The organism is Pseudomonas sp. N2-3-1-14, from assembly GCF_041228395.1.
In the GTDB taxonomy this organism is placed as follows: Bacteria; Pseudomonadota; Gammaproteobacteria; order Pseudomonadales; family Pseudomonadaceae; genus Aquipseudomonas.
Genome location: NZ_CP166199.1, coordinates 3,443,863 through 3,469,229, shown reverse-complemented (window position 1 = coordinate 3,469,229; position 25,367 = coordinate 3,443,863). Strand labels below are relative to the sequence as shown.

Sequence of the window (25,367 nt, the reverse complement as noted above, 5' to 3'; positions counted from 1 at the left end):
CCGGTCATGCACCGACGTCCTGAGCATCCCCGCTCAGCAGTGTAGTCAGGTTTTACGTCGGCGCTGGCTATTCGCTACTAGTTGCGCGGCGGCAGCGTCACCGGTGTAAGCACTGGGCGGCCGGCAAAGTATTCCACCAGGTTGTCGGCCACACGCTGCACCGTATCGTGGGCGGCTTCGGGAGACAGGCCGGCCACGTGGGAGGTGAGTACGGTATTGCTCAGGCGCTTGAGGGCGTCCGGCACTTTGGGCTCGTCGTCGAACACATCCAGCGCCGCGCCGCCGATACGCCGTTGCTCAAGAGCAGCCACCAGGTCTGCCGTGACTACCACGCTGCCGCGTCCGATGTTCACCAGGTAGCCGTTCGGCCCCAGCGCATCCAGGGCGTGGCGATCAATCAGGTGACGGGTGCTTGCACCGCCGGGCGTGGCCAGAATCAGGAAATCCGAGGTGCGCGCCAGCTCAACGGCGGTGGCGCAATAGGTGTAGTCCACGTCATCGCGGGGCTGGCGGTTGTGATAACTCACCTCCATGCCGAACCCGAGCGCCGCGCGCCTGGCGATCTCCATGCCAACGGCGCCGAGCCCGAGAATCCCCAGCTGCTTGCCGCCCAGGGAAGGGCGCATCACCTTCGGCCATTCGCCGCGCCGCACGGCCGCGTCGGTCTGGGGGACGCCGCGCACCAGCGACAGCAGCAATGCCATGGCGTGGTCGGCAACCGACGGCGCATTCACCCCGGCGCCGTTGGTGACGACGATCCCGCGATTGCTCGCCGCCTGCAGGTCCACATGCTCGTAACCGGCACCGATCACGCAGATGATCTCGAGCAAGGGCAATGCGGCGATTTCCTCGGCATACAGCCCCAGCGGGCCACGGGTCAGCACGGCCTTGATCTGCCCGCCATGCGCCTTGATCGCCTGGGCGCGTTCGGCCGGCGTCGGCGCCAGAATCACGTGAAAGTCGTTGCTCTCGATGATTTGCAGGTATTCGTTGATGGTTTCAACCAGGACCAGAACAGTGGTGGACATCGGAAGGCGCTTCCTGAAGGGTTTGAAGAGTGAGTATGCGGGATTTGTAAGACAGAACGTTTTGTTCCGCCAGAAAAATCCCGCATAGACGCCGTTAGAACGCGATGCTGTGCGCTTTCACCCGTTTCACAAACGCCCCGGCCAGGGTTGCGTTGTGATGCTCCATGATCGCCTCGGCAGGCAACGCGTTGGTGTTCATGCAGGTATGGCCGTCCTCGGGCAAAGTCACCGAAAACCCAAGTTCGACTGCGACTCGGCAGGTAGTGTCGATGCAGAACTGGGTTTTCATCCCCACAATCACCAGTTCATCGACCTGCGCCACCGCCAGTTGCTGCGCCAGATCAGTTCCCAGAAAACAGCTGGGACGGGTCTTGTTGAAGACATGGTCGCGAGCGGCGTCGACCTGCAGGCCCGGCCACAACTGCCACAACGGGCTGCCGGCTTCTATCGCAGAGCCTGAGGGACCGGTGTGTTGGGCCACGAAGATCGGCGCGTGGGCGCTGCGCGCGCGTTGAATGAGTTGATTGATGGTGCCCAGCACCCGTTCGCGCTCGAAGGGCTTGTCGGGCCCGTCGTACAAGCCGTTTTGCATATCGATGATCAGCAGGGCGTTTGCCATGGTCTTGCTCCTTGCAGTGGCCAGATGGCGGGGCAATAAAAAGGCCCCGTCCATTGCTGGCGGGGCCTTGGGTTGAATCCGGGGTGTTTTAGTTCAAGCACCCACAGCCACCGCACGACCCGCCATAAGCGGTCGTGGTGGTGGTGCGGGTGAGGTGCAGCGCAATAGGCTTCATGGGCCCGATCATGCTGGGACGGGCGCTGGGCTGTCAACGGGCGCGTCCGATTTCGCCTCGGGTAGCAGCGTATTTCGTGCAGCCTCCAGGAATTCGTCTGACAGGCTACTGCCGCGTGTCGCACGAGCGAGGGTGACGGCGCCGATCATCATCGCGTAGTTGGCCAGCATGGCCTGACGGTCTTGAGCCTGCAACTGCGCAAAGATTTCCAGCGACCGTTCAACACCGGCGACGAAGGTGCGCTGTAATTGCGTGTTGGCGGGCTCATGGCACATGTCCGGGGTAAAGGCCGATATCGGGCAGCCGTCGCCGGGATTGTCGCGGTGGGTGGCCGAAAAGTAGTGGCGCAAGATGGTCTCGCATGCCGATTGCGGGTCTTCACTGCGCTCGATTTTTTCCTGCCAGCCCTGGTTCGAATGCTCAAAGGCCTGCTGGCAAGCCTCGGTGGCCAAGGCTTCCTTGGACGCAAAGTGCCCGTAGAAACCGCCGTGGGTCAGGCCGGCGGCGGCCATCACGTCCGCCAGGCTGATGCCGTGCAGCCCGCGCTCACGAAACAGGTGCGTGGCAGCCTCGACGATGATTTCACGGTTGAGTTCGGCTTGTTTGCGGGACACGCGAGGCATGGCGGGGCTCTCAGAATAAAGGCGGGCATTGCCTGAAAAGTACAGCAAAGCCCGCGATTCCAAAATAGATTTGTTTGGGCATGTATTACTTCGACGCTGCTGCAGCCCTCTGGAACCGCTGCCTGCAGCGATCTCGACTGATCTGCATTGGGGCACCGTTCCTCAGCTAAGTCTTTGCTTATTCAGGAGAATCCCGGACAATCGCGCGCTTGTTATGGTCGGGGCGCTGCCTGTCAGGTTTTTCTGACTCGTCCCGGCTGTGGAAATGCGGAGATCCGACCGGATGAATGATCAGGCCAATAGCGTCGACGAACGCTATGCAACGACACCTGCAACCCTCACAGGCTGGAGCCGCCAGGACACCACCTGGATGCTCGGGCTGTTCGGCACCGCCATCGGCGCCGGTACTTTGTTTTTGCCCATCAACGCAGGTCTTGGGGGCTTCTGGCCGCTGGTGATCCTGGCACTGCTGGCATTCCCGATGACGTTCTTTGCCCACCGTGGCCTGACCCGTTTCGTCCTGTCCGGCCGTGAAGGTTCTGACATTACCGACGTGGTCGAAGAGCATTTCGGTCTCAAGGCCGGCGCACTGATCACCTTGCTGTACTTCTTCGCCATCTTCCCGATCCTGCTGATCTACAGCGTGGCCCTGACCAACACGGTCAGCAGCTTCATGGAGCACCAGCTGCACATCATGCCGCCGCCGCGCGCGATCCTGGCGTTTGTGCTGATCCTCGGCCTGTTGGCCGTGGTGCGTTGCGGCGAGCAGGTGATCGTCAAGGCCATGAGCCTGATGGTGTATCCGTTTATCGTCGCGTTGCTGTTTCTGGCCGTGTACCTGATCCCGCACTGGACCGGCGGCATTCTCAGCACCGCCCGTGAAGTCCCGGCGCCGTCGGCGTTGCTCAACACGTTGTGGCTGGCGATTCCGGTGATGGTGTTCTCGTTCAACCATTCGCCGATCATCTCGGCCTTTGCGGTGGACCAGAAGCGCCAGTACGGCGCCAACGCGGATGAGCGCAGCTCGCAGATCCTGTGCCGCGCGCACCTGTTGATGGTGGTGATGGTGCTGTTCTTCGTGTTCAGCTGTGTGCTGACCCTGACGCCGGCGCAACTGGCCGAAGCGAAAGCGCAGAACCTGTCGATCCTGTCGTACCTGGCCAACCACTTCGACAACCCGACCATCGCCTTCGCCGCGCCGTTGATTGCATTCGTGGCGATTGCCAAGTCGTTCCTGGGCCACTACATCGGCGCCAGTGAAGGCCTCAAGGGCCTGGTGCTCAAGACCGGTCGCCGCCCGGCGGCCAAGTCCCTGGACCGCATGACCGCCGCCTTCATGCTGGTGGTGTGCTGGCTCGTCGCCACGCTGAACCCGAGCATTCTCGGCATGATCGAGACGCTGGGCGGCCCGATCATCGCGTCGATCCTGTTCCTGATGCCGATGTATGCGATCCGCAAGGTACCGGCCATGGCCAAGTACCGCGGGCAGGCGTCCAACGTGTTTGTTACCGCAGTTGGTCTGGTCGCGATTACCGCGCTGGTTTACTCGCTGCTGTCCTGACACCGAGCTGTACACCCCAAGGCCGATTCGCGCATTGCGTGAATCGGCTTTTTTTGTGCCTGGAAACCCTGTCCTGGCTCAACCGCTGATGGGCAATGGAGGCTAAGCTGACGCGGGTTTTATTTGCCAGGATGGGCTGATTGAAAACTGCAATTGATGTGACGTCGTCCAGTCGTACCCAGGACCTGCTCGCCGGGTTATCCATTGCCGGTTTGCTGCTGCCGGAGGCTGTGGCCTATTCCAGCATCGCTGCGCTGCCGCCCCAGGCCGGGGTGATTGCGCTGTTTGCCGGGCTGGTGTGTTACGGCCTGTTCGGCACCAGCCGCTTTGCGATTGTCTCGGCCACCTCGTCTTCGGCAGCAGTACTGGCCGCCGCCACCGCCAGCCTGGCGGGCGGTGACTCGGCGCTGAGGCTGGCGCTGGCGTTCGGGTTGGTGTTGATCACCGGGGTGTTGTTCCTGCTGGCCGGGCTGTTCAAGCTTGGCGGTGTTACTTCGTTTATCGCTAAACCGGTGTTGCGCGGGTTTGCCTTCGGCCTGGCGCTGACCATCATTCTCAAGCAGCTGGCCAACGTGGTCGGTGTGCACTTGACCGACAACAACTTGATCCGCTTCCTGCCGCAACTGATGGAGCAGCTGCCCCGGTGGAACTGGCCGGCTGCGCTGGTCGCGGCGATTGCGTTGGGAGTGCTTTGGTTGTGCGCGCGGATTCCGCGCCTGCCGGGCGGGCTGCTGGTGGTGATCCTGGGCATTGTTGCCGGGCAGTACCTGGATTTACAGGCCCATGGTGTGGCGTTGATCGGTCTGATCGACTTGCGCTTGGAGTTCGGGCATTTGCCGGTGCTGCCATTCGCCGATTGGCTGCGCCTGGGTGAGCTGGCGTTTGCCTTGGTCATGATCCTGTATGCGGAGTCCTATGGCTCTATCAGCTCATTCGCGCTTAAACACGGCGACCGCGTGACATCCAACCGCGACTTGCTTGCGCTGGGTGCGGCCAACCTGATCTCCGGGCTGTTTCATGGCATGCCGGCCGGTGCCGGCTATTCCGCAACCTCGGCCAATGAGGCCGCCGGTGCCGGTTCACGCCTGGCCGGAATCGTTGCCGCGCTGGTGGTGCTGGTGATTGTGCTGACCGTGCTGCCCTATGTCGCGCTGACCCCGGAACCGGTGCTTGCCGCCATCGTCATCTACGCACTGGGCCGTGGTTTGAGCCTGCAGCCGCTGGGGCGTTACTTTCTCTGGCGGCGCGATCGGTTGTTGGTGATCTGTGCGGTCGCGGCGGTGCTGGTGCTAGGCGTGCTGGATGGCTTGCTGGTGTCGGTAGCGATCAGCGTGGTGCTGATGCTGCGCCAGATGTCATCGGCTGATATCCAGGTGCTGGGGCGCTTGGGTGACAGCCATGATTTTGTCGATCGTCAACACCACGACGATGCGGTGGAAGTGCCGGGCCTGTTGATCGTGCGGCCCAGCGAGGCGCTGTTTTTTGCGAATGCCGAACGCATTCTGGGTGCGGCATTGCGCTTGATGCGCCAGTCGCCGGTGGAGGCGGTGGTGCTGAGCCTGGAAGAATCTCCGGATCTGGATGGCACCAGTATCGAAGCGCTGGCGGCGTTTTTCGCGCAGGTGCGCGGGGAGGGCAAGCGCTTGGTGCTGGCGCGCGTGCGGCATGAGGCGTTGGACGTGCTGCAAGCCTTGCCGGAGACGCTTGCGCCACAGGTCTTGCTCAGTGGCTTAAGCGTTGACGGTGCGGTGCAGTTGGCGCTACAGACCCAAACCTGAAAGTGCAAAGCTCCCACAGGTATTTTGTGGTGGTGTCGAGGTTGTATTCCAGGCATAAAAAAACGCCGCGTACCTTGCGATACGCGGCGTCCTTTATGTCAACACACCTTAGGCTTGAATCACCGGGATGTTGGCGCTTGCTGCGATTTTGCGGAACTCGGCGATCTGGTCGAAGTTCAGGTAGCGGTAAACGTCACTGGCCATGGTGTCCAGTTTGGCCGCGTAGCCCATGTACTCTTCGACGGTCGGCAGGCGACCCAGCGTGGAGGCCACTGCCGCCAGCTCAGCCGAGGCCAGGTAGACGTTGGCACCATCACCCAGACGGTTCGGAAAGTTACGGGTCGAGGTCGACACAACGGTCGAGTTCGGTTCTACGCGTGCCTGGTTACCCATGCACAGCGAGCAGCCCGGCATTTCCATGCGCGCGCCAGCCTTGCCGTAGATGCCGTAGTAGCCTTCTTCGGTCAGTTGGTGAGCGTCCATCTTGGTCGGCGGCGACAGCCACAGACGGGTTGGCAGCTGACCCTTGACCTGTTCCAGCAACTTACCGGCCGCGCGGAAGTGACCGATGTTGGTCATGCACGAACCGATGAACACTTCGTCGATCTTCTCGCCGGCAACGCTGGACAACAGACGGGCATCGTCCGGGTCGTTGGGTGCGCAGAGGATCGGCTCGTTGATTTCAGCCAGGTCGATTTCGATGATTTCGGCGTATTCCGCGTCGGCATCGGCTTCCATCAGCTCAGGGTTGGCAACCCAGGCCTCCATCGCTTGGGCGCGACGTTCCAGGGTACGTGCATCGCCGTAGCCTTCGCCGATCATCCAGCGCAGCAGGGTGATGTTGGAGTTCAGGTACTCGGTGACGGAGTCTTTCGACAGCTTGATGGTGCAACCGGCAGCCGAACGTTCGGCCGAGGCGTCGGACAGCTCGAAAGCCTGTTCCAGCGTCAGGTCGTTCAGGCCTTCGATCTCCAGGATGCGACCGGAGAAGGCGTTCTTCTTGCCTTTCTTCTCTACGGTCAACAGGCCAGCCTGGATCGCGTAGTAAGGAATGGCGTGAACCAGATCACGCAGGGTGATGCCCGGTTGCATTTTGCCTTTGAAGCGCACCAGGATCGATTCCGGCATGTCCAGCGGCATGACGCCGGTGGCTGCGGCGAACGCGACCAGACCGGAACCGGCCGGGAACGAGATGCCCATCGGGAAACGGGTGTGGGAGTCGCCACCGGTGCCGACAGTGTCCGGCAGCAGCATGCGGTTCAGCCAGCTGTGGATGATGCCGTCGCCTGGACGCAGCGATACACCGCCACGGGTCATGATGAAGTCAGGCAGGGTGTGGTGGGTGGTCACGTCGATCGGCTTGGGGTAAGCCGCGGTGTGGCAGAACGACTGCATCACCAGATCGGTCGAGAAGCCCAGGCACGCCAGGTCTTTGAGTTCGTCACGGGTCATGGGACCGGTGGTGTCCTGGGAACCCACGGTGGTCATCTTCGGTTCGCAGTAGGTGCCAGGACGAACGCCTTTGCCTTCTGCCAGACCGCAGGCGCGACCGACCATTTTTTGCGCCAGGGTGAAGCCCTTGTCGCTTTCAGCCGGCGCTTCCGGCAGTTTGAACAGGGTCGAAGGCGGCAGGCCGAGTTCGGCGCGTGCCTTCTCGGTCAGGCCACGGCCGATGATCAGCGGGATACGGCCGCCGGCACGGACTTCATCCAACAGCACCGGCGTCTTCATTTCGAAGGTGGTCAGGACTTCATCGGTGCCGTGTTTGCAGACTTTGCCAGCATGCGGGTACAGGTCGATCACGTCGCCCATGTTCATGTTGGTGACGTCGAATTCGATTGGCAGTGCGCCGGCATCTTCCATGGTGTTGTAGAAGATGGGAGCGATCTTGCTGCCGAAGCAGAAGCCGCCAGCGCGCTTGTTCGGCACGTAAGGAACGTCGTCGCCGAAGAACCACAGTACGGAGTTGGTCGCCGATTTACGCGACGAACCGGTACCGACCACGTCACCGACGTAGGCGATCGGGAAGCCTTGGCCACGCATCTCTTCGATCTGCTTCATCGGGCCGGTCTTGCCTTGCTCGTCCGGCACGATGCCTTCGCGAGCCATTTTCAGCATGGCCAGGGCGTGCAGCGGGATGTCAGGGCGGGACCAGGCGTCCGGGGCAGGGGACAGGTCGTCGGTGTTGGTTTCGCCGGTGACCTTGAACACGCGCAGGCTGATCTTGTCGGCCAGGGTAGGGCGGTTCTTGAACCACTCGCCGTCAGCCCAGGATTGCAGCACGGCTTTGGCGTGCTCGTTGCCGTTCTTGGCTTTTTCAGCCACGTCGTGGAACGCATCGAACATCAGCAGGGTGTGCTTGAGCTGGGCGGCAGCGACAGGCGCCAACTCGGCGTCGTCCAGCAGCTCGACCAACGTCACGATGTTGTAGCCGCCTTGCATGGTGCCAAGCAGTTCAACCGCGCGTTTTTTGTCGATCAGGGGAGAAGTGGCTTCGCCCTTGGCCAGGGCAGACAGGAAACCGGCCTTGACGTAGGCAGCTTCGTCAACGCCTGGTGGAATGCGGTTGGTGATCAGGTCAACGAGGAATTCTTCTTCGCCAGCCGGGGATTTTTCAGCAGCTCGACCAGGCCTGCGGTTTGTTCGGCGTTAAGCGGCTGGGGAACGATACCCAGTGCTGCACGCTCTTCGATATGTTTGCGGTAGGCTTCAAGCACAGTTATTACCCTCATCAGTGGTCCCACGGGACGCTCATCCAGAAATGAACGGCACGCATGCGCTCGGGGGCTTTTTGGGCCGCAAAGCCAGCGCTGCCGGCATTCCTCACAGAAGCTGCTTTCAAAGTTTTACGCCTGCAGAACGGAGCTGATGAGGGTTGGCGCTGGCATTTACCTACCGGGTAATAACCATCGCCAACACCGTTCTGAAGGAACGACTGTGCTCGTGACGCTTTGAAAACAGCTTCCAGCGGATTATTGGCGCCTTACAAGGCCGGATGATTCTACGGCAAAAAAAATCTAAAGGTAAGTTGCCTAACCAAGTTTGCTGGGTGATCAACCTTAGACAAAGGGCTAACATGCGGCATTGTTTCGCGGATTTGTGTGTCGTTGCCTATGCCCAACCAAACCATCAAGACCCCCTGCGTCGGCCTGTGCTCCACGGTTTACGGCGACCTCGTGTGCCGTGGCTGCAAGCGCTTCCACCACGAAGTGATCCTGTGGAATGGCTATAACGAGGAAGAAAAACGCGCGGTCTGGCTGCGGCTCGAGCAACTGCTGGTGCAAGTGATGGCCGGTAAACTTGAAGTGTTCGACCCCAAGATGCTGCGCGGGCAGTTGGAGCAGCGCAAGATTCGCTTTGTGCCGCACCAGTCCGAGTACTGCTGGGCCTACCAATTGATCGCCCGTGGCGCGCGGGTGATTTCCAACCTGGAAGCCTATGGCATGGTGCTGCTGCCAGAGTTTCGCGACTGGGCGTTGCCGGAGCTGCGCGATGCGATTGATCGGGAGTTTTTTATCCTCTCGGAGGCGCACTACCAGCGCTATATCGCCCCGGGTTTCCTCAACGATGCATTTGCTGGCTGACACCACACAGCGAAAATGTGGGAGCGGGCTTGCTCGCGAAGAGGGAGTGTCAGCCAATCAATTAATTGACTGATCCGCCGCTTTCGCGAGCAAGCCCGCTCCCACAAGGGATTTTCAGTGGGTCAGGCCTTGGTCGCCAGTTCTTCCAGGTGATCCATCAGTTCCTGCGGCTTGAGCACCAGCACATCGCTTTCCACCGCATCCAGCACCACTTCCGCCGTATTGCCAATAAGCGCCCCGGAAATCCCGGTGCGCGCCACGGTGCCGATAATCGTCACCGCCGCCTGCCACTTATGCGCCGCATGGGGAATCAGCACATCCGCCGGGCCTTCTTCGATGTGCAGATGGGTGTCGTCAATATCGAACTCGGCCTGGAACGCCTTGCACTGCTCGCGATAGCGCGCCTCGATGGTTTCCTTGAGCTGAAACGTCGGGTCACTGGCCGACAGCATCGGCGAGGGATGGGCGCTGATCACGTGCAATTGCGCCTTGGCCAGGCTCGCAATTTCGAAGCCGTGATCAATGATGGTGTTGTGCAGCGCCTGATGTTCACTGTCGTGGTTGCCCACATCGATTGCCGCCAGCACCACCTTGTCGGCCCACGGCGTCGAGGTTTTCACCAGCAGCACAGGCGTTGGGCAATAGCGCAGCAGCTTCCAGTCGGCCGGCGTCAACAAGGCCTTTTTCAGCGGGCTGTCGGCGAAGTGCTGCTTGATCACCAGCCCACAGCCCTCGGCTTGCTGCACATCGATGATGGTTTCATGCAGGCTCTCATTCCACGCCTGCTCGGTGGTCACGCTGTAGCCGTCTTCATGCAGGCCGGACTTGAGCAGGCTCAGCAGCGCCGAATGCTCGTGTTTCTTGTCGCAGACCAGCAAATGCAGGTGCGCGCCGGTGACCCCGGCGATCAGCTTGGCGCGCTTGAGCGCCAGGCTTTCCGAGTGCTCGGGCTCGATGACCACCAGGATGCTGCGGATAGCTTGCATGGACGGATCTCCAGAGACGCAAAAAAGGGGCCTTGCACAACTATAGTTGCTGCCCGCCAGACGTCATGTTGATGCACATCAAAGCCAGTGGCTGGTGGTCTGCGGCGGGGTCGGTATAATCGGCGCCCTTTTGTGATCCTTTTGCCCGTGAGCCCGATGAACCTGCCCGAAATCCACGAATTCCTCGGTTGCCGCACCCCCGACGCCTGGGTCCAGGCTGCCTTGGCCGATCAGGCAACCCTGCTGATCGACCACAAGAACTGCGAATTCAAAGCCGCCAGCACCGCCTTGAGCCTGATTGCCAAGTACCACGCGCATGTTGACCTGATCAATATGATGTCGCGCTTGGCGCGCGAAGAGCTGGTGCACCACGAGCAAGTCATGCGCCTGATCAAAAAGCGCAAAGTCGAGCTGCGCCAACTGCACGCCGGCCGTTATGCCTCGGGTTTGCGCAAAGTGGTGCGCAGCCATGAACCGGTCAAACTGGTGGACACCCTGGTGGTCGGCGCCTTCATTGAAGCGCGCAGTTGCGAGCGTTTCGAAGCACTGGTGCCGCATTTGGACGAAGAACTCGGCAAGTTCTATTTCGGTTTGCTCAAAAGCGAGGCGCGGCACTTCCAGGGTTATTTGAAACTGGCCTACCAGTACGGCGACGCCAAAGACATCGCCCAAGTGATCGAGAGGGTCAGGGCGACCGAGCAGGCGCTGATCGAATCACCCGACATCGAGTTCCGCTTTCACAGTGGCGTGCCAGCCTGAGGCGACGGCCACGCCCAGCAGTGCGGTGATCCCGGTCAGCAGCAGGATCACCGTTTTTGTGCCCAGCGGCGCCGCCAGCACGCCAATCAACAAACCCGCCAACGGCTGCGACAGGTTGTTGAGCAGCGTGATCACGCCCACGGTTTTGCCAAAATCCTGTACCGGAATCACGCGCTGACGGGTGCTGCGCAGGTACAGGTTAAACATCTTGTCGAAGCCGGTGATCAGCAGGAACCCAAAGGTGTAGGCCCATACGCTGGGGCTGATGGCCGTGATCAGTGCGCCCACGCCGATCATCGAATACGACAGGCCGCCCAGTACCTTCAACGGCAAGGTTGCGCGCGCCAGGTAAAACAGAATCCCGATCGTCACCACCGCGCCCGCGGCTTGCAGCAGGGCGTACGTATCCTTGCCGGCGCCATAGTGGCCGGTGACCATCGCCGCCGACGTGGCCAGCGTCACGCCAATAATCAGGTTCACGCCCACCGCCAGGGTGATGATCCGCTTCAATTCGGCGAGCATGCGGATATGCCCGAAGGCAATGCGCAGCGGTTGCAGCCAGATGTCCCGGTGCTGCTCGAAGGTTGGCAGGCTCACCGCGCTGGTGCGCTGCCACAGCAGCATGGCCAGGTCCGCCAGCACAAACAGCCCGGCAACCCCCAGCACCACCCAATGCCAGGCCCACACTTCTAGCATCAGCGCCGCCAGCAGCGGGCCGAGCACCAGGCCACTCTGGTCGGCGATTTGTGAATAGGAAAGGGTCTTGGCGTAGGTGTACTGCTTGAAAATATGCGGCATCAACACTTCACGCGCCATGATGCCCTGGGTGGTCAGCACGCCGCACAGCGCCGAGAGCATGACAATCCAGTAAATGCCGTCGAACACGCTGTACAAGGCCACGGCCACTACGCAGGCCAGCGCCCGGTAAACCTGGCTGATATGCAGGATGCGCACTGGTGAAATCTTGTCGCACACCGCGCCACACACCGGGAAGGCCAGGTAACGCGGCAGTGACTCGACAAAAAACGCCAGGCCGGCCCAGGACACACTCTGGGTGGTCTGGAACACGATCAGTGGCACGATAAACAACAGAATCTGGTCCGCCAGCCGCGACAGAAACAGCGAAACAAAGAACGCCAGGTAATCCTTGCGCATACAACTCCCTGTGAATGGCGTTAAAGATTGCAGGCTATTTGTTAAAAACTCTTAAAAGCATGAAGCTTGATCGGCCACTGATGGCCAGCGGCTTCTGTTGAGCAGCTTGCCACCTATAATGCCCGCACTTCAATCCGCGCAGCCACACTGAGAATTTATGGAAAACCTGGGTCTGGGCAAGGTCTTGCTCGTTGAGGACGATGAAAAGCTGGCAGGGCTGATCGCGCACTTCCTGTCGCAACACGGTTTCGAGGTGCGGGTGGTGCACCGCGGTGACGAAGCCCTGGCGGCGTTTCTCGACTTCAAGCCGAAAATCGTCGTGCTCGACCTGATGCTGCCCGGCCAGAGCGGCCTGCACGTGTGTCGCGGGATTCGTAACCTGTCCGACACGCCCATCGTGATCCTGACCGCCAAGGAAGACGACCTGGACCATATCCTCGGCCTTGAGTCCGGTGCCGACGACTACGTCATCAAACCCATAAAACCTCCGGTGCTGCTGGCGCGATTGCGTGCGCTGCAACGTCGCCAGGTGCCCGAACCCACCGTGCGCGGCTCGCTGGAGTTTGGCCGGCTGGCGATTGACCGCAGTTGCCGGGTGGTCAGCCTGGCCGGTGAGAAGATCGACCTCACCACCATGGAATTCGAACTGCTCTGGCTGCTGGCCAGCAGCGCGGGCAAGATCCTCTCGCGCGACGACATTCTTAACCGCATGCGCGGCATTGCCTTCGATGGCCTGAACCGCAGCGTCGACGTGTACATCAGCAAACTGCGTAGCAAACTCAATGACAACCCGCGTGAGCCGGTGTGCATCAAGACCATCTGGGGCAAGGGCTATCTGTTCAATCCATTTGCGTGGGAGGTTTAGATGCTGCGGCTGTTTCTGCGCCTGTATGTGATCCTGGCGCTGGGGTTGGCGGGCGCGATCTGGCTGGTCAACTACACCTTCGACGAGTTACTGCCCGAGGCCAACGAAACCTATAACCGCGAGGCGCTGCGCGGTCCGGCCTATGGCCTGGTGGAGCAGTTGCGGCCCTTGCAAGGCGAGGCCCGGCAGGCGCGCCTGGCCCAACTGCAGCCTCATTATGGTTTGCGCCTCAAGCTGGTGCAGAGCGACACCCAGGCGCTGACCGAGCGCGAACAGCAGCTGTTGGCCGACGGCTTGCTGGTGGTGCGCGGGGATTTCATGGAGTTCCTGACCAATATCGACGGCGGGCCGCAACTGCTGGAAATCAAACTGCCGGAAGAGCCCAAGTGGCTGTACCTGTGGGCCTATGGTTTTCTCGGCTTGTGCCTGGCCATCGTCCTGTATTTCTGGGTTCGCCCGCACTGGCGCGACCTGGAGCATATCCGGCTGGCCGCGCAACGCTTTGGCGACAACGACCTGGCGTCGCGCATCCTGCTGCCGCGCCGTTCCACCGTGCGTGAGCTGGCCGGGCACTTCAACCAGATGGCCGAGCGCATCGAAAGCCTGATCGCCAACCAGCGCGAACTGACCAACGCCGTTTCCCACGAACTGCGCACGCCGATTGCGCGCTTGTCGTTCGAGCTTGATCAACTCAGACAGCAGGCCGACCCGCGCCAGAGCCGTGAACTGATCGCCGACATGTACGCCGACCTGGGCGAACTGGAGGAAATGGTTTCCGAACTGTTGACCTACGCCAGCCTGGAGCGCGGCGCCACCCAGGTTACCCGTGAAAACATCGAGGCCCACAGTTGGCTCGACAGCGTGATCGGCAGCGTGGCCCTGGAGGCTGAGGCGGCCGGCGTGCAGCTGTCGCTGCGTACTTGTGAGGTCGACTTTATCCAAATCGAACCGCGCTTTATGGCGCGTGCCGTGATCAATCTGCTGCGCAACGCCATTCGCTACGCCGAGCGCCGTGTCGAAGTGTCGTTGATCAGTTTTGGCAGCGGTTACGAAGTGCGCGTCAATGACGACGGCCCGGGTGTGCCGATGGAAGGGCGGGCAAAGATCTTCGAACCCTTCCTGCGCCTCGACGCCAGCCGCGACCGCCGCACAGGCGGCTTCGGCCTGGGCCTGGCCTTGGTAAAACGGGTCAGCCAGTGGCATGGCGGCCAAGTGGAAGTGCTGGATTCGGAGTGGGGCGGAGCGTCGTTTCGAATGACCTGGGCGTATGCCGAGTAAGGCTTGGCGTGGATTCAGCAATGCCCATGTGGGAGAGGCCTTGCCAGCTCCCACAAGTTCACCGCGTTCAGCTGCCAGCACTGCAATGCTTGGCTTTTCTGTGGGAGCTGGCTTGCCTGCGATGCAGGCACCTCGGTGTATCAGGTACACCGGGTTGATGCCATCGCAGGCAAGCCAGCTCCCACCTTTGACCGAGTACAAACGAGCAGCACACCCATCTACCTGATGCACAGAGATCCAACTGTGGGAGCGGGCTTGCTCGCGAAGGCGGTGGTTCAGTCAGCTCATGTGTCACTGACACACCGCTTTCGCGAGCAAGCCCGCTCCCACAATTTGACCGAGTTCAGCTCCCACCTTTGACCGAGTACAAACGAGCAGCACACCTATCTACCTGATGCACTTCGAATGCTAGGGCTGCGCGGGCCAACAATCTTTGGGCGCTTTGTCGGGAAACGGTCAAAGACTGTTAACGGGTCAACCCGAGGCGTTCATGCCATTGGGCGATGGATTCTTCGGGGTATTCGTCGAACTGCAGGTCGCCTTTGCGCACGCTGACTTCAACCCAGGGCGCCCTGGAGCCGAGCATCAAGTGCGTGTGTTCCGGCGGCACCGGCAATGGCGTGTCGATGGCTGAGGCGAACGGATGAATCAGCTCCGGCCACTGCGGGCTGAACAGCCACAGTGCGCTGCCGCATTGCGAGCAGAAATGCCGTTCGGCGGTGCTCGCATGTGCACGGCTGGCGCCCTCGGGCTTGAGCCTGGCGTGGTAGATCGAAATCTGTTTGCGCCCCTGAACCTTCAGGCTTTGCGTATCACCGGCAAGGTTGATCGCATAACCGCCGCCGCCTTGGGTTTTGCGGCAGATCGAGCAGTAGCAGCGCTGGTAGGGGTACGGGTGCTGGCTGGTCAGACTGAACGTCACGGCGCCGCAATGGCAGGATCCTTCGAGTTGCATGGCAGTCTCCTCTGGCAAGGTGACTGTTCAGCTTAGGCGCTTTGCGGCATCAGGGTAGCAATCAGCGCCCGAATGGTGCCCGGCAGTGCTTCCAGTTCCCGCACCAGAATACTGCGCTCGCGAATGGCCCAGGGTTCATCCAGTTTGACCGCCACCAACTGCATGGTCCGGCTGTGCCGCACGGCGGCAGACTCGGGAATGATGCCGATGCCCACGCCAGCCTCGACCATCCGGCAGATCGCCTCAAAGCTCGACACCTGGATACGCAGCGACAAATGCTTGCCAAGCCGTTCCACGTGCTCGCGCAAAAAGGTTAACAACGTGCTGCCTTCGTGCAGGCCGATATGTTGGTAGGCAAGGGTTTGTTCCAGCGTCACTGAAGGCTGATCGGCCAACGGATGACCCACGGGCACCATCAGCACCAGTTCATCGGTACTGAAATGCAGCACCTGCAAACCTGCCGCTTCAACCGGCCCGGCGATGATGCCCATGTCGCTGGTGCCATCGAGCACACCGCGCACGATATCGCGCGACAGGCGCTCTTGCAGGTCGACGGTCACGCCGGGACGCTGGGACAGAAAGCCCGCTAGCACCTCCGGTAAAAACTCGGTGACCGCCGTGGTGTTGGCGAAGATGCGGATATGCCCGGCCGAATCCACGCCGTATTGGGTGAACTCGCTCTTGAGGTAATCCACCTGGCGCATGATCAGCCGCGCATGGTGCAGCAAGCGTTCGCCCGCCGGGGTGATCTCCACGCCCCGACTGTCGCGGTACAGCAGGCGCGTGTCGAGCTGGCCTTCCAGCGCCTTGATCCGCGCACTGGCGGCAGCGGGCGAGAGAAACGCGCGTTTCGCGCCTTGGGTCAGGCTGGGGGATTCGGCGATATGGATAAACAGGCGCAGGTCGGCGAGATCGAAGTGCATGCAAAACACCTATTTGGTCAACGGTGAAGATCAACTGTGGGCACTGGCTTGCCTGCGGTAGCGGTGGATCAGGCGATGCATGTGCAACCTGACAAATCGCCATCGCAGGCAAGCCAGCTCCCACAGTGGATTGGAGGTGTGACAAGCGGCGTTCAGCATAACCGAACGCTGGTTTATTGAAATGCAAATTCTCAGAACGGGCAGGCGCTTGCATGATCCGGGGCAGACCACCACTGCCAGAGGATGTGTAACCGATGAGCGCCACCGATTGGATCGGCCGAAGTGAAACCGCCCACGACCACCTGAGCCATAACCTGCTCAAGCGTATTGCCGCGACCTTCGGCGAAGCGGTGCCCCAGGATGGCGAGGCCGTTCCACCGTTGTGGCAGTGGTGTTTTTTTCAAGACCCGTTGCCCGAATCGGCCCTGGGCACCGACGGCCACCCGGCGCGTGGCGGCTTCCTGCCGCCGGCGGACAACCGCAATCGCATGTGGGCCGGTGGGCGCATCGAGTTCCTGCACGCCTTGCGCGCCGGTGAGGCGGCCACCCGCGAATCGACCATCACTCAGGTCGAAGAAAAGACCGGCCGCACCGGTTCGCTGCTGTTTGTCACCGTGCGCCATGACTATTCCCAGGGCGGTCGCCTGGCGATTCGCGAAGAACAGGACATTGTCTACCGCGAACCCACGCCACCCAAGCAGGGCAGCGGCGAGGCACTGGCCCAGGGTGAATGGCAGGAGACCGTCGAGCCCACGCCAACCCTGCTGTTTCGCTACAGCGCCGTGACCTTCAACGGCCACCGCATCCATTACGACTACCCCTACGTCACCGGCACCGAAGGCTATTCGGGCCTGGTGGTGCATGGGCCGTTGATCGCCACCTTGAGCCTGCGCGCGTTTTGCCGCGCCCATCCGCAAGCCAGCCTGCGCCGGTTGGCCTATCGCGGCGTGCGCCCGTTGATCGCGCCGCAGCCGTTTGCGCTGAGCGGGCGCGTGACGGCACCCGGCGTGGCGCAGTTGTGGGCCGGCAATGCCGAGGGCGTGGCGCAAACAGCCGAACTGCATTTCGAATAACACCAGAACAACAGGCGGAGAGCCGTTAATGAACCCCAATGACAACGAAGAACTCAATGCCATCCGCGAAGGCGTGCGCGCCCTGTGCGCCGAATTCGATGCCGCTTACTGGCGCAGGATCGACGAACAAAAAGGCTTCCCCGAAGCCTTCGTCAAAGCGCTGACCGACGCCGGCTGGCTGTCGGCGATGATCCCGGAAGAATACGGCGGCTCCGGCCTGGGCCTGGCCGAAGCCTCGGTGATTCTTGAAGAAGTGAACCGCTGCGGCGGCAATTCCGGCACCGTTCACGGCCAGATGTACAACATGTTCACCTTGCTGCGCCATGGCAGCGACGCGCAGAAAAGCTTCTACCTGCCCAAGCTCGCCAGCGGCGAACTGCGTCTGCAATCGATGGGTGTCACCGAGCCCACCACCGGCACCGACACCACCAAGATCAAGACCACCGCGATTCAGCGCGGCGACAAATACGTGATTAATGGCCAGAAAGTCTGGATCTCGCGCGTGCAGCATTCCGACCTGATGATCCTGCTGGCGCGCACCACGCCACTGGCCGAGGTGAAGAAAAAGTCCGAGGGCATGTCGATCTTCCTGGTGGACCTGCGCGAAGCCATCGGCAACGGCCTGACCGTGCAGCCCATCGCCAACATGGTCAACCACGAAACCAACGAGCTGTTCTTCGACAACCTGGAGCTGCCCAAGGGCAGCCTGATCGGCGAGGAGGGCAAGGGCTTCAAATACATCCTCGACGGCCTGAATGCCGAGCGCACGCTGATTGCCGCCGAATGCATCGGCGACGGCCGCTGGTTTATCGAAAAGGCCAGCGCTTATGCCCGCGACCGCGTGGTATTTGGCCGGCCTATCGGGCAGAACCAGGGCGTGCAGTTCCCGATTGCCGAAGCGCACATCGAGATTGAGGCAGCGGACCTGATGCGCTGGCGCGCATGCGCGGAGTACGACAGCGGCCAGAATGCCGGGGCCAGCGCCAACATGGCCAAGTACCTGGCAGCCAAGGCATCGTGGGAAGCGGCCAACGCCTGCCTGCAAACCCACGGCGGTTTCGGGTTTGCCTGCGAGTACGACGTGGAGCGCAAATTCCGCGAAACCCGCCTGTACCAGGTGGCGCCGATCTCCACCAACCTGATCCTGTCCTACGTGGCCGAGCATTTGCTCGAACTGCCACGCAGTTTCTGAGGGCCTGACCATGAGCCATACCCAAGCCCTGTGTCGGTTCCTCGCCGAGTTGAACTACGAACAGTTGCCCGAAAACGTGCTGGCGCGCACCGAAGACCTGTATCTGGATTGGCTCGCCTCTGCATTGGCGAGCAAAGGCGCGCACCCGATTCCTTTGTTCGAGCGCTACGCGCAAAAGATGGGCCCGAGCAGCGGCCCGGCGCAGATCATCGTCAGTGGCGCCAGCAGCAGCGCGTATTTCGCCGCGCTGGTCAACGGCGCCGCGTCCCATCTGGTGGAGCAGGATGACCTGCACAACAGCTCGGTGCTGCACCCGGCCACCGTGGTGTTTCCGGCTGCCTTGGCTGCCGCGCAAGACCTCGGCAAATCCGGCCGCGAGTTGCTGCTGGCCTCGGTGGCCGGTTATGAAGCCGGGATTCGCATCGGCGAATTCATGGGGCGTTCTCACTACCGTATCTTCCACACCACGGCGACTGTCGGCACCCTGGCGGCGGCCGTTGCGGTGGGCAAGCTGCTGGATTTCAACGAAGAACAATTCATCAACCTGCTCGGCAGCGCCGGCACCCAGGCCGCCGGCCTTTGGGAGTTCCTGCGCGATGCCGCCGACTCCAAGCAACTGCACACCGCCAAGGCTGCCGCCGATGGCTTGCTCGCCGCGTACCTGACCGCAGACGGCCTGACCGGCGCGCGCAATATTCTTGAAGGCGACCAAGGGTTGGCGGCGGGCATGTCCAGTGATGCGCAGCCGAGCAAATTGTCGGCCGACCTGGGCACGCGCTGGGCGCTGCTGGAAACCTCGTTCAAGTTCCACGCCTCGTGCCGCCATACCCATCCTGCCGCCGATGCGCTGCTGGACTTGATGCAGCGCGAAGGGCTGGGCGCTGAGCAGATCGCCCGCGTGCAAACCCGTGTGCACCAGGGCGCCATCGATGTTCTGGGCCGCGTGGCAGTGCCCGCGACCGTGCACCAGGCCAAGTTTTCCATGGGCACGGTGCTCGGCCTGATCGCCGTGCATGGCAAGGCCGGGCTCGCCGAGTTTCACCAGCTGGCGCTGACCGATCCCGCCGTTGCGAACTTTCGCGACAAGGTCAGCATGACGCTGGACCCTGAAGTGGACGGCGCCTACCCGCAACGTTGGCTGGGCCGCGTCACCGTCACCACCACCGACGGGCGCACGCTGCACGGCGCCATTGATGAGCCCAAGGGCGACCCGGGCAACACCTTGAGCCGTGAGGCGCTGGCGGACAAGTTTCAGCGCCTGACCCACTTCAGCGGCGCCCGCACGCCGGCCCAGGCGGATGCACTGATCGACAAGGCCTGGAACCTGCGTAACGCCGCGTCCATGGCCAACTGGCTTTGAGGATTTGTGATGAATAATCAACGACCGCTGGACGGCATCACTGTCGTCAGCCTGGAACACGCGATTGCCGCGCCATTCTGTACGCGGCAACTGGCCGATTTGGGCGCCCGCGTCATCAAGATCGAACGCCCTGGCGCCGGTGATTTTGCGCGTGGTTACGACGAGCGCGTGCGCGGCCTGGCCTCGCATTTCGTGTGGACCAACCGCTCCAAGGAAAGCCTGACCCTGGACCTCAAGCAGGACGAGGCGGGCGCTATCCTCGACACCCTGCTGGCCGACGCCGACGTACTGGTGCAGAACCTCGCACCCGGCGCGGCGGCGCGCATGGGCTTGTCGTTTGAAGCGCTGCACGCGCGTTTCCCACGGCTGATCGTCTGCGATATTTCCGGCTATGGCGAAGGCGGGCCTTACGAGAAGAAAAAGGCCTATGACTTGCTGATCCAGAGCGAGGGCGGCTTTCTGTCGGTGACCGGCGGCCCCGGTGACGACCAGATGGCCAAGGCCGGTTGTTCCATCGCCGATATTTCTGCGGGCATGTACGCCTACAGCGGCATCCTCTCGGCACTGCTGCTGCGCGGCAAAACGGGCAAGGGCAGCCGCATCGATGTGAGCATGCTCGAAAGCCTGGTGGAGTGGATGGGCTACCCGATGTATTACGCGTTCGACGGCGCGCCGCAACCCCCGCGCGCCGGGGCGGCGCACTCGACGATTTACCCGTATGGGCCGTTTCCCACCGGCGACGGCGGCACGGTGATGCTCGGGTTGCAGAACGAACGCGAGTGGGCGGCGTTCTGCGACAAGGTGCTGCTCACGCCGCAATTGGCTACCGATGAGCGTTTCTCGGCCAACTTCAAGCGTTCGGCCAACCGTGAAGTGCTGCGCCAGATCATTGTCGATAGCTTTGCGCAGCTGGACGCCGAGGCGGTGATCCAGCGTTTGGAAGACGCGCAGATTGCCAGTGCGCGTGTCAACGACATGCAGGGCGTGTGGGACCACCCGCAGCTCAAGGCGCGCGACAGCTGGCGTGAAGTCCAGAGCCCGGCCGGGCCGTTACCGTCGCTGCTGCCACCGGCGCGCAATGCCGCGTTTACCCCACGGATGGATGCAGTGCCGGCACTCGGGCAGCACAGCCAGAGCATCCTTGATCAGCTCGGCTATTCGGGTGAAATCATCGACACTCTGCGTGCACGCGGCGTTATCTAATAAGGAATTCAAGTGATGCCAAAGCCTTTGGTTCGTTCGGCCTTGTTTGTGCCCGGCAGTCGCCCGGAGCGGTTTGCCAAAGCGTTGGCCAGTGGCGCCGATGCGGTGATTGTCGATTTTGAAGACGCGGTCGAAGAACCGCTCAAACGCCAGGCGCGGGATAACCTCGGGGCGTTTCTGCAAGGCCATCCCGAGGCCCAGGTGTGGGTGCGTATCAACGCGCCGGAGCATGCCGAGCATTTCGAAGACGTGGCGTTCTGCAAAGCCCATGCAAATGTGGCAGGCGTGCTGTTGCCCAAAGTCGAGAGCGCGGCGCAGGTCGCCGTGGTGGCGACCACCGGCAAGGTGATCTGGCCGATTATCGAAAGTGCGCGGGGTTTGTTGGCGGTGGCTGAAATCGCTCGGGCGCCGCAGGTGGAGCGCCTGTCGTTCGGGGGCCTGGACCTGGCGCTGGACTTGAACCTGAGCAGCCATTCCGCGGCCGCGCAGTTCGCCCTCGACCAGGCACGCCTGGCGTTGATCGTGCATTCGCGTGCGGCAGGGCTGGTCGCGCCGCTGGATGGCGTGCACCCGGCTATCGATGACCCTGAAGGTTTACGGCGTTCGATCCGGCACGCCTACGAGATGGGCTTTGCCGGCGCGCTGTGTATTCATCCCAGGCAGGTGGCGGTGATCCACGAGGCCCTGGCGCCGAGCGCCGATGATTTGGCCTGGGCCAAGCGCGTGGTAGAGGCCGGGGCGCACGGGGCAGGGGCCTATCAGATTGATGGGCAGATGGTGGATGCGCCGGTGCTGCTGCGCGCGCAGAGGTTGCTGGCAGCCCGACGCTAACTGACTAAACCGGCTCAAAATGTGGGAGCTGGCTTGCCTGCGATTGCGGTGGCTCAGCTAACAAATCCACTGCCTGACACACCGCTATCGCAGGCAAGCCAGCTCCCACACTTGATCTTTATTGTTCTGAAGATTGGCGTTCGTCCTAGCCGAACGCAGGTATCTAAAATTCGAAATTCACTACACACGTGACATCAGGCACCTTGCCCTACAACACAACAATAAGAAGGTGATTGTCCATGCTCAAGCTTTCTCGGGCGCTGCTGTGCGCCGCCACGTTGTTTGCCGCGGGCCTGGCCCAGGCGGCGGACCCGATTGTGATCAAGTTCGCCCACGTGGTCGCTGAAAACACCCCCAAAGGCCAGGGCGCGCTGCTGTTCAAGAAGCTCGCCGAAGAGCGCCTGCCGGGCCGGGTCAAGGTTGAGGTGTACCCCAACTCGTCGCTGTTCGGCGATGGCAAGGAGATGGAAGCGCTGCTGCTGGGCGACGTGCAGATGCTGGCGCCGTCGCTGGCCAAGTTCGAGCAGTACACCAAGCAAGTGCAGATATACGACCTGCCGTTTTTGTTCAACGACCTGGCCGCCGTCGACCGCTTCCAGGCCGCGCAGGGCAAAGCCCTGCTGACCTCGATGCAAGACAAGAACATCCTCGGCCTGGCCTATTGGCACAACGGCCTCAAGCAACTCTCCTCCAACAAAGCCCTGCACGAACCCAAGGACGCCCGTGGCCTGAAGTTCCGTGTGCAAGCCTCCAGCGTGCTTGAGGAGCAGTTCAAGGCGATCCGCGCCAACCCGCGCAAGATGAGCTTTGCCGAGGTCTACCAAGGCCTGCAGACCGGCACCGTGAATGGCACCGAGAACACCTGGTCGAACTATGAAAGCCAGAAGGTCAACGAGGTGCAGAAGTACTTCACCGAGTCCAACCACGGCCTGATCGACTACATGGTGATCACCAACGCCACGTTCTGGAACGGCCTGCCGCCGGACATCCGCACCACCCTGGACCAGATCATGCTCGAGGTCACTGTGGAGGTGAACAAGCAGGCCGAGGCGCTGAACCAGTCGGCCAAGCAGAAGATCATCGACGCCAAGACCAGCGAAATTATCGAACTGACCCCCGAGCAACGCCAGCTCTGGCGCGAAGCCATGCGCCCGGTGTGGCAGAAGTTTGAAGGCGAGATTGGCGCCGACCTGATCAAGGCGGCGGACGCGTCCAACCAGTAGTTGGGCGAGCACCCAAACCTGCTTTGGAAACGGCTTTAGGTGGGCGCTGGCTTGCCTGCGATGCAGGCAACTCGGTGTATCTGCAGAACCGAGCTGCTCCCATCGCGGGCAAGCCCGGCTCCCACAGGTTGAGCCGATTTCCACCCCGACATCATTCCCGCTTCGCGAGGTTTTGCCATGCAAACGCTAAGGCGCGTCTGGGAGCACCTGGAGGAAGGTTTTATCGCCTTCCTGCTGGCCGCCATGACCCTGGTGACATTTGTCTACGTCATGCTCAACAACATCTACACGCTGTTCTTTTCCCTGGCGGACAAGTGGGCGTGGAGCAGCAACTTCTTCAACGCCCTGGGCGACCACACCATGACCTGGGCCCAGGACATGACCTGGAGCGTGGCGCTGACCAAGGCCATGTTCGGCTGGCTGATTTTCTTCGGCATCTCCTACGGTGTGCGCACCGCCGGCCACCTTGGCGTGGACGCGCTGGTCAAGCTGACCAGGCGGCCGGTGCAACGCTTGCTCGGCATGCTCGCGTGCCTGTGCTGCCTGGCCTACGCGGGGCTGTTCATGGTCGCCAGCTACAAGTGGGTGATCGCGGTAATGACCGCCCATATTGGCGCCGAAGACCTCGACCAATACGGCGTGGACGTCGGCGACATCGTGATCATCGTGCCCATCGGTTTTGCCCTGGTGTTCATCCGCTACCTGGAAATTTTCTACCGCATCTTTACCCACCGTCAGGTCGGGTTGGGCCTGGCCGACGAGGCCGGCGAGGCCAGCAAGTTGGCCGGCAGCCATGAGGAGCGTCACTGATGGCCGTGCTCTGTCTGTTTTTGCTGCTGTTCGTGTTCATGTTCCTCGGCGTGCCGATTGCGATTTCCCTCGGGCTGTCCGGCGCGGTGTCGATCCTGATGTTCAGCCAGGACTCGGTGAGTTCGCTGGCGATCAAGCTGTTTGAAACCTCCGACGCCTACACCTTTCTGGCGATTCCGTTCTTCCTGTTGTCCGGTGCGTTCATGACCACCGGCGGCGTGGCGCAGCGTTTGATCGACTTTGCCAACGCCTGTGTCGGCCACATCCGTGGCGGCCTGGCGATTGCGGCGGTGTTGGCGTGCATGCTGTTTGCCGCGCTGTCGGGCTCATCGCCGGCGACGGTGGCAGCGGTGGGTTCGATTGCCGTGGCGGGCATGGTGCGCTCCGGTTACCCGAAGGAATTCGGCGCGGGGATCATCTGTAACGCCGGGACCCTGGGCATTCTGATTCCGCCCTCGATTGTGATGGTGGTGTACTCGGCGGCCACCGAAACCTCGGTGGGCAAGCTGTTTATGGCCGGTGTGATTCCGGGCTTGCTGCTGGGGTTGATGTTGATGGTCGCGATCTACATCGTTGCGCGCATCAAAAAACTGCCGGCTCAACCGCGTGCGACCTTTCGTGAGTGGCTGACCTGTGCGCGCCGCGCATTCTGGGGCTTGCTGTTGCTGGTGATCATCCTCGGCGGCATCTACAGCGGCATGTTCACCCCGACCGAAGCAGCAGCGGTGGCGGCGGTGTACTCGGCGTTCGTGGCGTTGTTCATCTACAAGGACATGAAATTTCGCGACTGCCCCAAGGTGTTGCTGGAGTCCGGGCGGCTGGCGATCATGCTGATGTTTATCATCGCCAACGCCATGCTGTTCGCCCACGTGCTGACCACCGAGCAGATCCCGCAGGAAATCACGGCCTGGGTGATCTCTGAAGGCCTCACGCCGATCGGCTTTCTGATCATGGTCAATATCGTGTTGCTGGTGGCGGGCAGCTTTATGGAGCCGTCGGCCATTGTGTTGATCCTGGCGCCGATCTTCTTCCCGATTGCCATGAAGTTGGGCATCGACCCGATTCACCTGGGGATCGTGATGGTGGTGAATATGGAAATCGGCCTGGTGCACCCACCCGTGGGATTGAACCTGTTCGTGACCTCGGCGGTGACCGGCCTGACCCTGGGGCAGACCATCCGCGCGGCGTTGCCGTGGCTGATGATCCTGCTGGTGTTCCTGATTATGGTGACTTACTTGCCGTTTATTTCGCTGGCGTTGCCGCACTGGCTGGGGATGTAACACGTTCAGAAATGTGGGAGCGGGCTTGCTCGCGAAAGCGGTGTGTCAGTCAACATCTTCACCGACTGACACACCGCTTTCGCGAGCAAGCCCGCTCCCACAGTTG

Annotated in this window: 21 protein-coding genes and 1 pseudogene; 14 read left to right on the top strand and 8 right to left on the bottom strand. The window is 61.6% G+C overall.

Annotated features, from left to right (window positions below):
- Positions 1–77 precede the first annotated feature (77 nt).
- The 3 genes from AB5I78_RS16000 to AB5I78_RS15990 all read right to left on the bottom strand — a co-directional run bounded on the left by AB5I78_RS16000 (position 78) and on the right by AB5I78_RS15990 (position 2,445).
- Positions 78–1,028 (bottom strand): 2-hydroxyacid dehydrogenase, encoded by a 951-nt coding sequence (locus tag AB5I78_RS16000; protein WP_242198283.1) that lies wholly within the window; start codon positions 1,026–1,028, stop codon positions 78–80.
- 94 nt (positions 1,029–1,122) lie between these two features.
- Positions 1,123–1,647, bottom strand: coding sequence for a cysteine hydrolase family protein (locus AB5I78_RS15995; RefSeq protein WP_369303141.1), 525 nt, complete (start codon positions 1,645–1,647; stop codon positions 1,123–1,125).
- Between the two features lie 183 nt (positions 1,648–1,830).
- Positions 1,831–2,445, bottom strand: a complete 615-nt coding sequence (locus AB5I78_RS15990; RefSeq protein ID WP_242198277.1) for a TetR/AcrR family transcriptional regulator — start codon at positions 2,443–2,445, stop codon at positions 1,831–1,833.
- A gap of 283 nt (positions 2,446–2,728) precedes the next feature.
- Here AB5I78_RS15990 and AB5I78_RS15985 point away from each other — a divergent pair, with 283 nt between their 5' ends.
- Both AB5I78_RS15985 and AB5I78_RS15980 read left to right on the top strand, forming a co-directional pair.
- Positions 2,729–4,006 (top strand): serine/threonine transporter, encoded by a 1,278-nt coding sequence (locus AB5I78_RS15985; protein ID WP_242198274.1) that lies wholly within the window; start codon positions 2,729–2,731, stop codon positions 4,004–4,006.
- A gap of 140 nt (positions 4,007–4,146) precedes the next feature.
- The gene (locus AB5I78_RS15980; RefSeq protein WP_369303140.1) at positions 4,147–5,784 is read left to right on the top strand and encodes a SulP family inorganic anion transporter; all 1,638 of its coding nucleotides are present in this window, start codon (positions 4,147–4,149) and stop codon (positions 5,782–5,784) included.
- A 108-nt stretch (positions 5,785–5,892) separates the two neighbouring features.
- Here AB5I78_RS15980 and acnB read toward each other — a convergent pair.
- Positions 5,893–8,501: pseudogene (gene acnB, locus AB5I78_RS15975) on the bottom strand (bifunctional aconitate hydratase 2/2-methylisocitrate dehydratase).
- Positions 8,502–8,897: 396 nt separating this feature from the next.
- Between acnB and AB5I78_RS15970 the strand changes: the two are divergent.
- Positions 8,898–9,368, top strand: a complete 471-nt coding sequence (locus AB5I78_RS15970) for a DUF1289 domain-containing protein (protein ID WP_145166047.1) — start codon at positions 8,898–8,900, stop codon at positions 9,366–9,368.
- Positions 9,369–9,490: 122 nt separating this feature from the next.
- Here AB5I78_RS15970 and AB5I78_RS15965 read toward each other — a convergent pair whose 3' ends face one another.
- Complete coding sequence (locus AB5I78_RS15965; RefSeq protein ID WP_369303139.1) at positions 9,491–10,354, bottom strand: universal stress protein; 864 nt, start codon at positions 10,352–10,354, stop codon at positions 9,491–9,493.
- A gap of 156 nt (positions 10,355–10,510) precedes the next feature.
- Between AB5I78_RS15965 and AB5I78_RS15960 the strand changes: the two genes are divergently transcribed.
- Positions 10,511–11,113: a tRNA-(ms[2]io[6]A)-hydroxylase gene (locus tag AB5I78_RS15960; protein ID WP_145166050.1), complete on the top strand. Its 603-nt coding sequence runs from the start codon at positions 10,511–10,513 to the stop codon at positions 11,111–11,113.
- Here the strand turns inward: AB5I78_RS15960 and AB5I78_RS15955 are convergent.
- Positions 11,069–12,268: an MFS transporter gene (locus tag AB5I78_RS15955; RefSeq protein WP_369303138.1), complete on the bottom strand. Its 1,200-nt coding sequence runs from the start codon at positions 12,266–12,268 to the stop codon at positions 11,069–11,071. The genes AB5I78_RS15960 and AB5I78_RS15955 overlap by 45 nt on opposite strands.
- A 157-nt stretch (positions 12,269–12,425) precedes the next feature.
- On the opposite strand from AB5I78_RS15955, the gene AB5I78_RS15950 reads away from it, so the two are divergent.
- Entirely contained in the window at positions 12,426–13,133 is a 708-nt protein-coding gene (locus AB5I78_RS15950; protein WP_262211017.1) for a winged helix-turn-helix domain-containing protein, read from the top strand.
- Positions 13,134–14,411, top strand: coding sequence for an ATP-binding protein (locus AB5I78_RS15945; protein ID WP_145166053.1), 1,278 nt, complete (start codon positions 13,134–13,136; stop codon positions 14,409–14,411).
- Between the two features lie 466 nt (positions 14,412–14,877).
- On the opposite strand, the gene AB5I78_RS15940 is transcribed toward AB5I78_RS15945, so the two are convergent.
- Together AB5I78_RS15940 and AB5I78_RS15935 are read right to left on the bottom strand one after the other, a co-directional pair.
- Complete coding sequence (locus AB5I78_RS15940; protein ID WP_145161198.1) at positions 14,878–15,366, bottom strand: GFA family protein; 489 nt, start codon at positions 15,364–15,366, stop codon at positions 14,878–14,880.
- Positions 15,367–15,398: 32 nt separating this feature from the next.
- Complete coding sequence (locus AB5I78_RS15935) at positions 15,399–16,289, bottom strand: LysR family transcriptional regulator (RefSeq protein WP_145161196.1); 891 nt, start codon at positions 16,287–16,289, stop codon at positions 15,399–15,401.
- 254 nt (positions 16,290–16,543) lie between these two features.
- Here AB5I78_RS15935 and AB5I78_RS15930 point away from each other — a divergent pair, with 254 nt between their 5' ends.
- From AB5I78_RS15930 to dctM, 8 genes are all read left to right on the top strand, one after another.
- Complete coding sequence (locus AB5I78_RS15930) at positions 16,544–17,362, top strand: MaoC family dehydratase N-terminal domain-containing protein (RefSeq protein ID WP_369303137.1); 819 nt, start codon at positions 16,544–16,546, stop codon at positions 17,360–17,362.
- Positions 17,363–17,390: 28 nt separating this feature from the next.
- Positions 17,391–18,554 carry an acyl-CoA dehydrogenase family protein gene (locus AB5I78_RS15925; RefSeq protein ID WP_242198258.1) on the top strand — a complete coding sequence of 388 codons (1,164 nt, stop codon included), beginning with the start codon at positions 17,391–17,393 and terminating at the stop codon, positions 18,552–18,554.
- 10 nt (positions 18,555–18,564) lie between these two features.
- A complete protein-coding gene (locus AB5I78_RS15920) occupies positions 18,565–19,914 on the top strand; it encodes an MmgE/PrpD family protein (RefSeq protein ID WP_369303136.1) in 1,350 nt (449 codons plus the stop codon).
- A 9-nt stretch (positions 19,915–19,923) separates the two neighbouring features.
- The gene (locus tag AB5I78_RS15915) at positions 19,924–21,117 is read left to right on the top strand and encodes a CaiB/BaiF CoA transferase family protein (RefSeq protein WP_369303135.1); all 1,194 of its coding nucleotides are present in this window, start codon (positions 19,924–19,926) and stop codon (positions 21,115–21,117) included.
- A gap of 15 nt (positions 21,118–21,132) precedes the next feature.
- A complete protein-coding gene (locus AB5I78_RS15910) occupies positions 21,133–21,948 on the top strand; it encodes a CoA ester lyase (RefSeq protein WP_369303134.1) in 816 nt (271 codons plus the stop codon).
- 239 nt (positions 21,949–22,187) lie between these two features.
- Positions 22,188–23,171 carry a TRAP transporter substrate-binding protein gene (locus tag AB5I78_RS15905; protein ID WP_145161183.1) on the top strand — a complete coding sequence of 328 codons (984 nt, stop codon included), beginning with the start codon at positions 22,188–22,190 and terminating at the stop codon, positions 23,169–23,171.
- A gap of 177 nt (positions 23,172–23,348) precedes the next feature.
- Positions 23,349–23,981 carry a TRAP transporter small permease gene (locus tag AB5I78_RS15900; protein WP_369303133.1) on the top strand — a complete coding sequence of 211 codons (633 nt, stop codon included), beginning with the start codon at positions 23,349–23,351 and terminating at the stop codon, positions 23,979–23,981.
- Positions 23,981–25,261, top strand: coding sequence for a C4-dicarboxylate TRAP transporter large permease protein DctM (dctM, locus tag AB5I78_RS15895; RefSeq protein WP_071487261.1), 1,281 nt, complete (start codon positions 23,981–23,983; stop codon positions 25,259–25,261). The genes AB5I78_RS15900 and dctM overlap by 1 nt, the downstream gene beginning before the upstream one ends.
- The last annotated feature ends 106 nt before the right edge of the window (positions 25,262–25,367 follow it).

Coding starts and splice junctions, on each gene's coding strand:
- AB5I78_RS15920 (WP_369303136.1), top strand. CDS start 18,565: ATGAGCCATACCCAAGCCCTGTGTCGGTTCCTCGCCGAGTTGAACTAC.
- AB5I78_RS15985 (WP_242198274.1), top strand. CDS start 2,729: ATGAATGATCAGGCCAATAGCGTCGACGAACGCTATGCAACGACACCT.
- AB5I78_RS15945 (WP_145166053.1), top strand. CDS start 13,134: ATGCTGCGGCTGTTTCTGCGCCTGTATGTGATCCTGGCGCTGGGGTTG.
- AB5I78_RS15965 (WP_369303139.1), bottom strand. CDS start 10,354: ATGCAAGCTATCCGCAGCATCCTGGTGGTCATCGAGCCCGAGCACTCG.
- AB5I78_RS15925 (WP_242198258.1), top strand. CDS start 17,391: ATGAACCCCAATGACAACGAAGAACTCAATGCCATCCGCGAAGGCGTG.
- AB5I78_RS15955 (WP_369303138.1), bottom strand. CDS start 12,268: ATGCGCAAGGATTACCTGGCGTTCTTTGTTTCGCTGTTTCTGTCGCGG.
- AB5I78_RS15970 (WP_145166047.1), top strand. CDS start 8,898: ATGCCCAACCAAACCATCAAGACCCCCTGCGTCGGCCTGTGCTCCACG.
- AB5I78_RS15940 (WP_145161198.1), bottom strand. CDS start 15,366: ATGCAACTCGAAGGATCCTGCCATTGCGGCGCCGTGACGTTCAGTCTG.
- AB5I78_RS15950 (WP_262211017.1), top strand. CDS start 12,426: ATGGAAAACCTGGGTCTGGGCAAGGTCTTGCTCGTTGAGGACGATGAA.
- AB5I78_RS16000 (WP_242198283.1), bottom strand. CDS start 1,028: ATGTCCACCACTGTTCTGGTCCTGGTTGAAACCATCAACGAATACCTG.
- AB5I78_RS15930 (WP_369303137.1), top strand. CDS start 16,544: ATGAGCGCCACCGATTGGATCGGCCGAAGTGAAACCGCCCACGACCAC.
- AB5I78_RS15960 (WP_145166050.1), top strand. CDS start 10,511: ATGAACCTGCCCGAAATCCACGAATTCCTCGGTTGCCGCACCCCCGAC.
- AB5I78_RS15915 (WP_369303135.1), top strand. CDS start 19,924: ATGAATAATCAACGACCGCTGGACGGCATCACTGTCGTCAGCCTGGAA.
- AB5I78_RS15990 (WP_242198277.1), bottom strand. CDS start 2,445: ATGCCTCGCGTGTCCCGCAAACAAGCCGAACTCAACCGTGAAATCATC.
- AB5I78_RS15905 (WP_145161183.1), top strand. CDS start 22,188: ATGCTCAAGCTTTCTCGGGCGCTGCTGTGCGCCGCCACGTTGTTTGCC.
- AB5I78_RS15995 (WP_369303141.1), bottom strand. CDS start 1,647: ATGGCAAACGCCCTGCTGATCATCGATATGCAAAACGGCTTGTACGAC.
- AB5I78_RS15910 (WP_369303134.1), top strand. CDS start 21,133: ATGCCAAAGCCTTTGGTTCGTTCGGCCTTGTTTGTGCCCGGCAGTCGC.
- dctM (WP_071487261.1), top strand. CDS start 23,981: ATGGCCGTGCTCTGTCTGTTTTTGCTGCTGTTCGTGTTCATGTTCCTC.
- AB5I78_RS15900 (WP_369303133.1), top strand. CDS start 23,349: ATGCAAACGCTAAGGCGCGTCTGGGAGCACCTGGAGGAAGGTTTTATC.
- AB5I78_RS15935 (WP_145161196.1), bottom strand. CDS start 16,289: ATGCACTTCGATCTCGCCGACCTGCGCCTGTTTATCCATATCGCCGAA.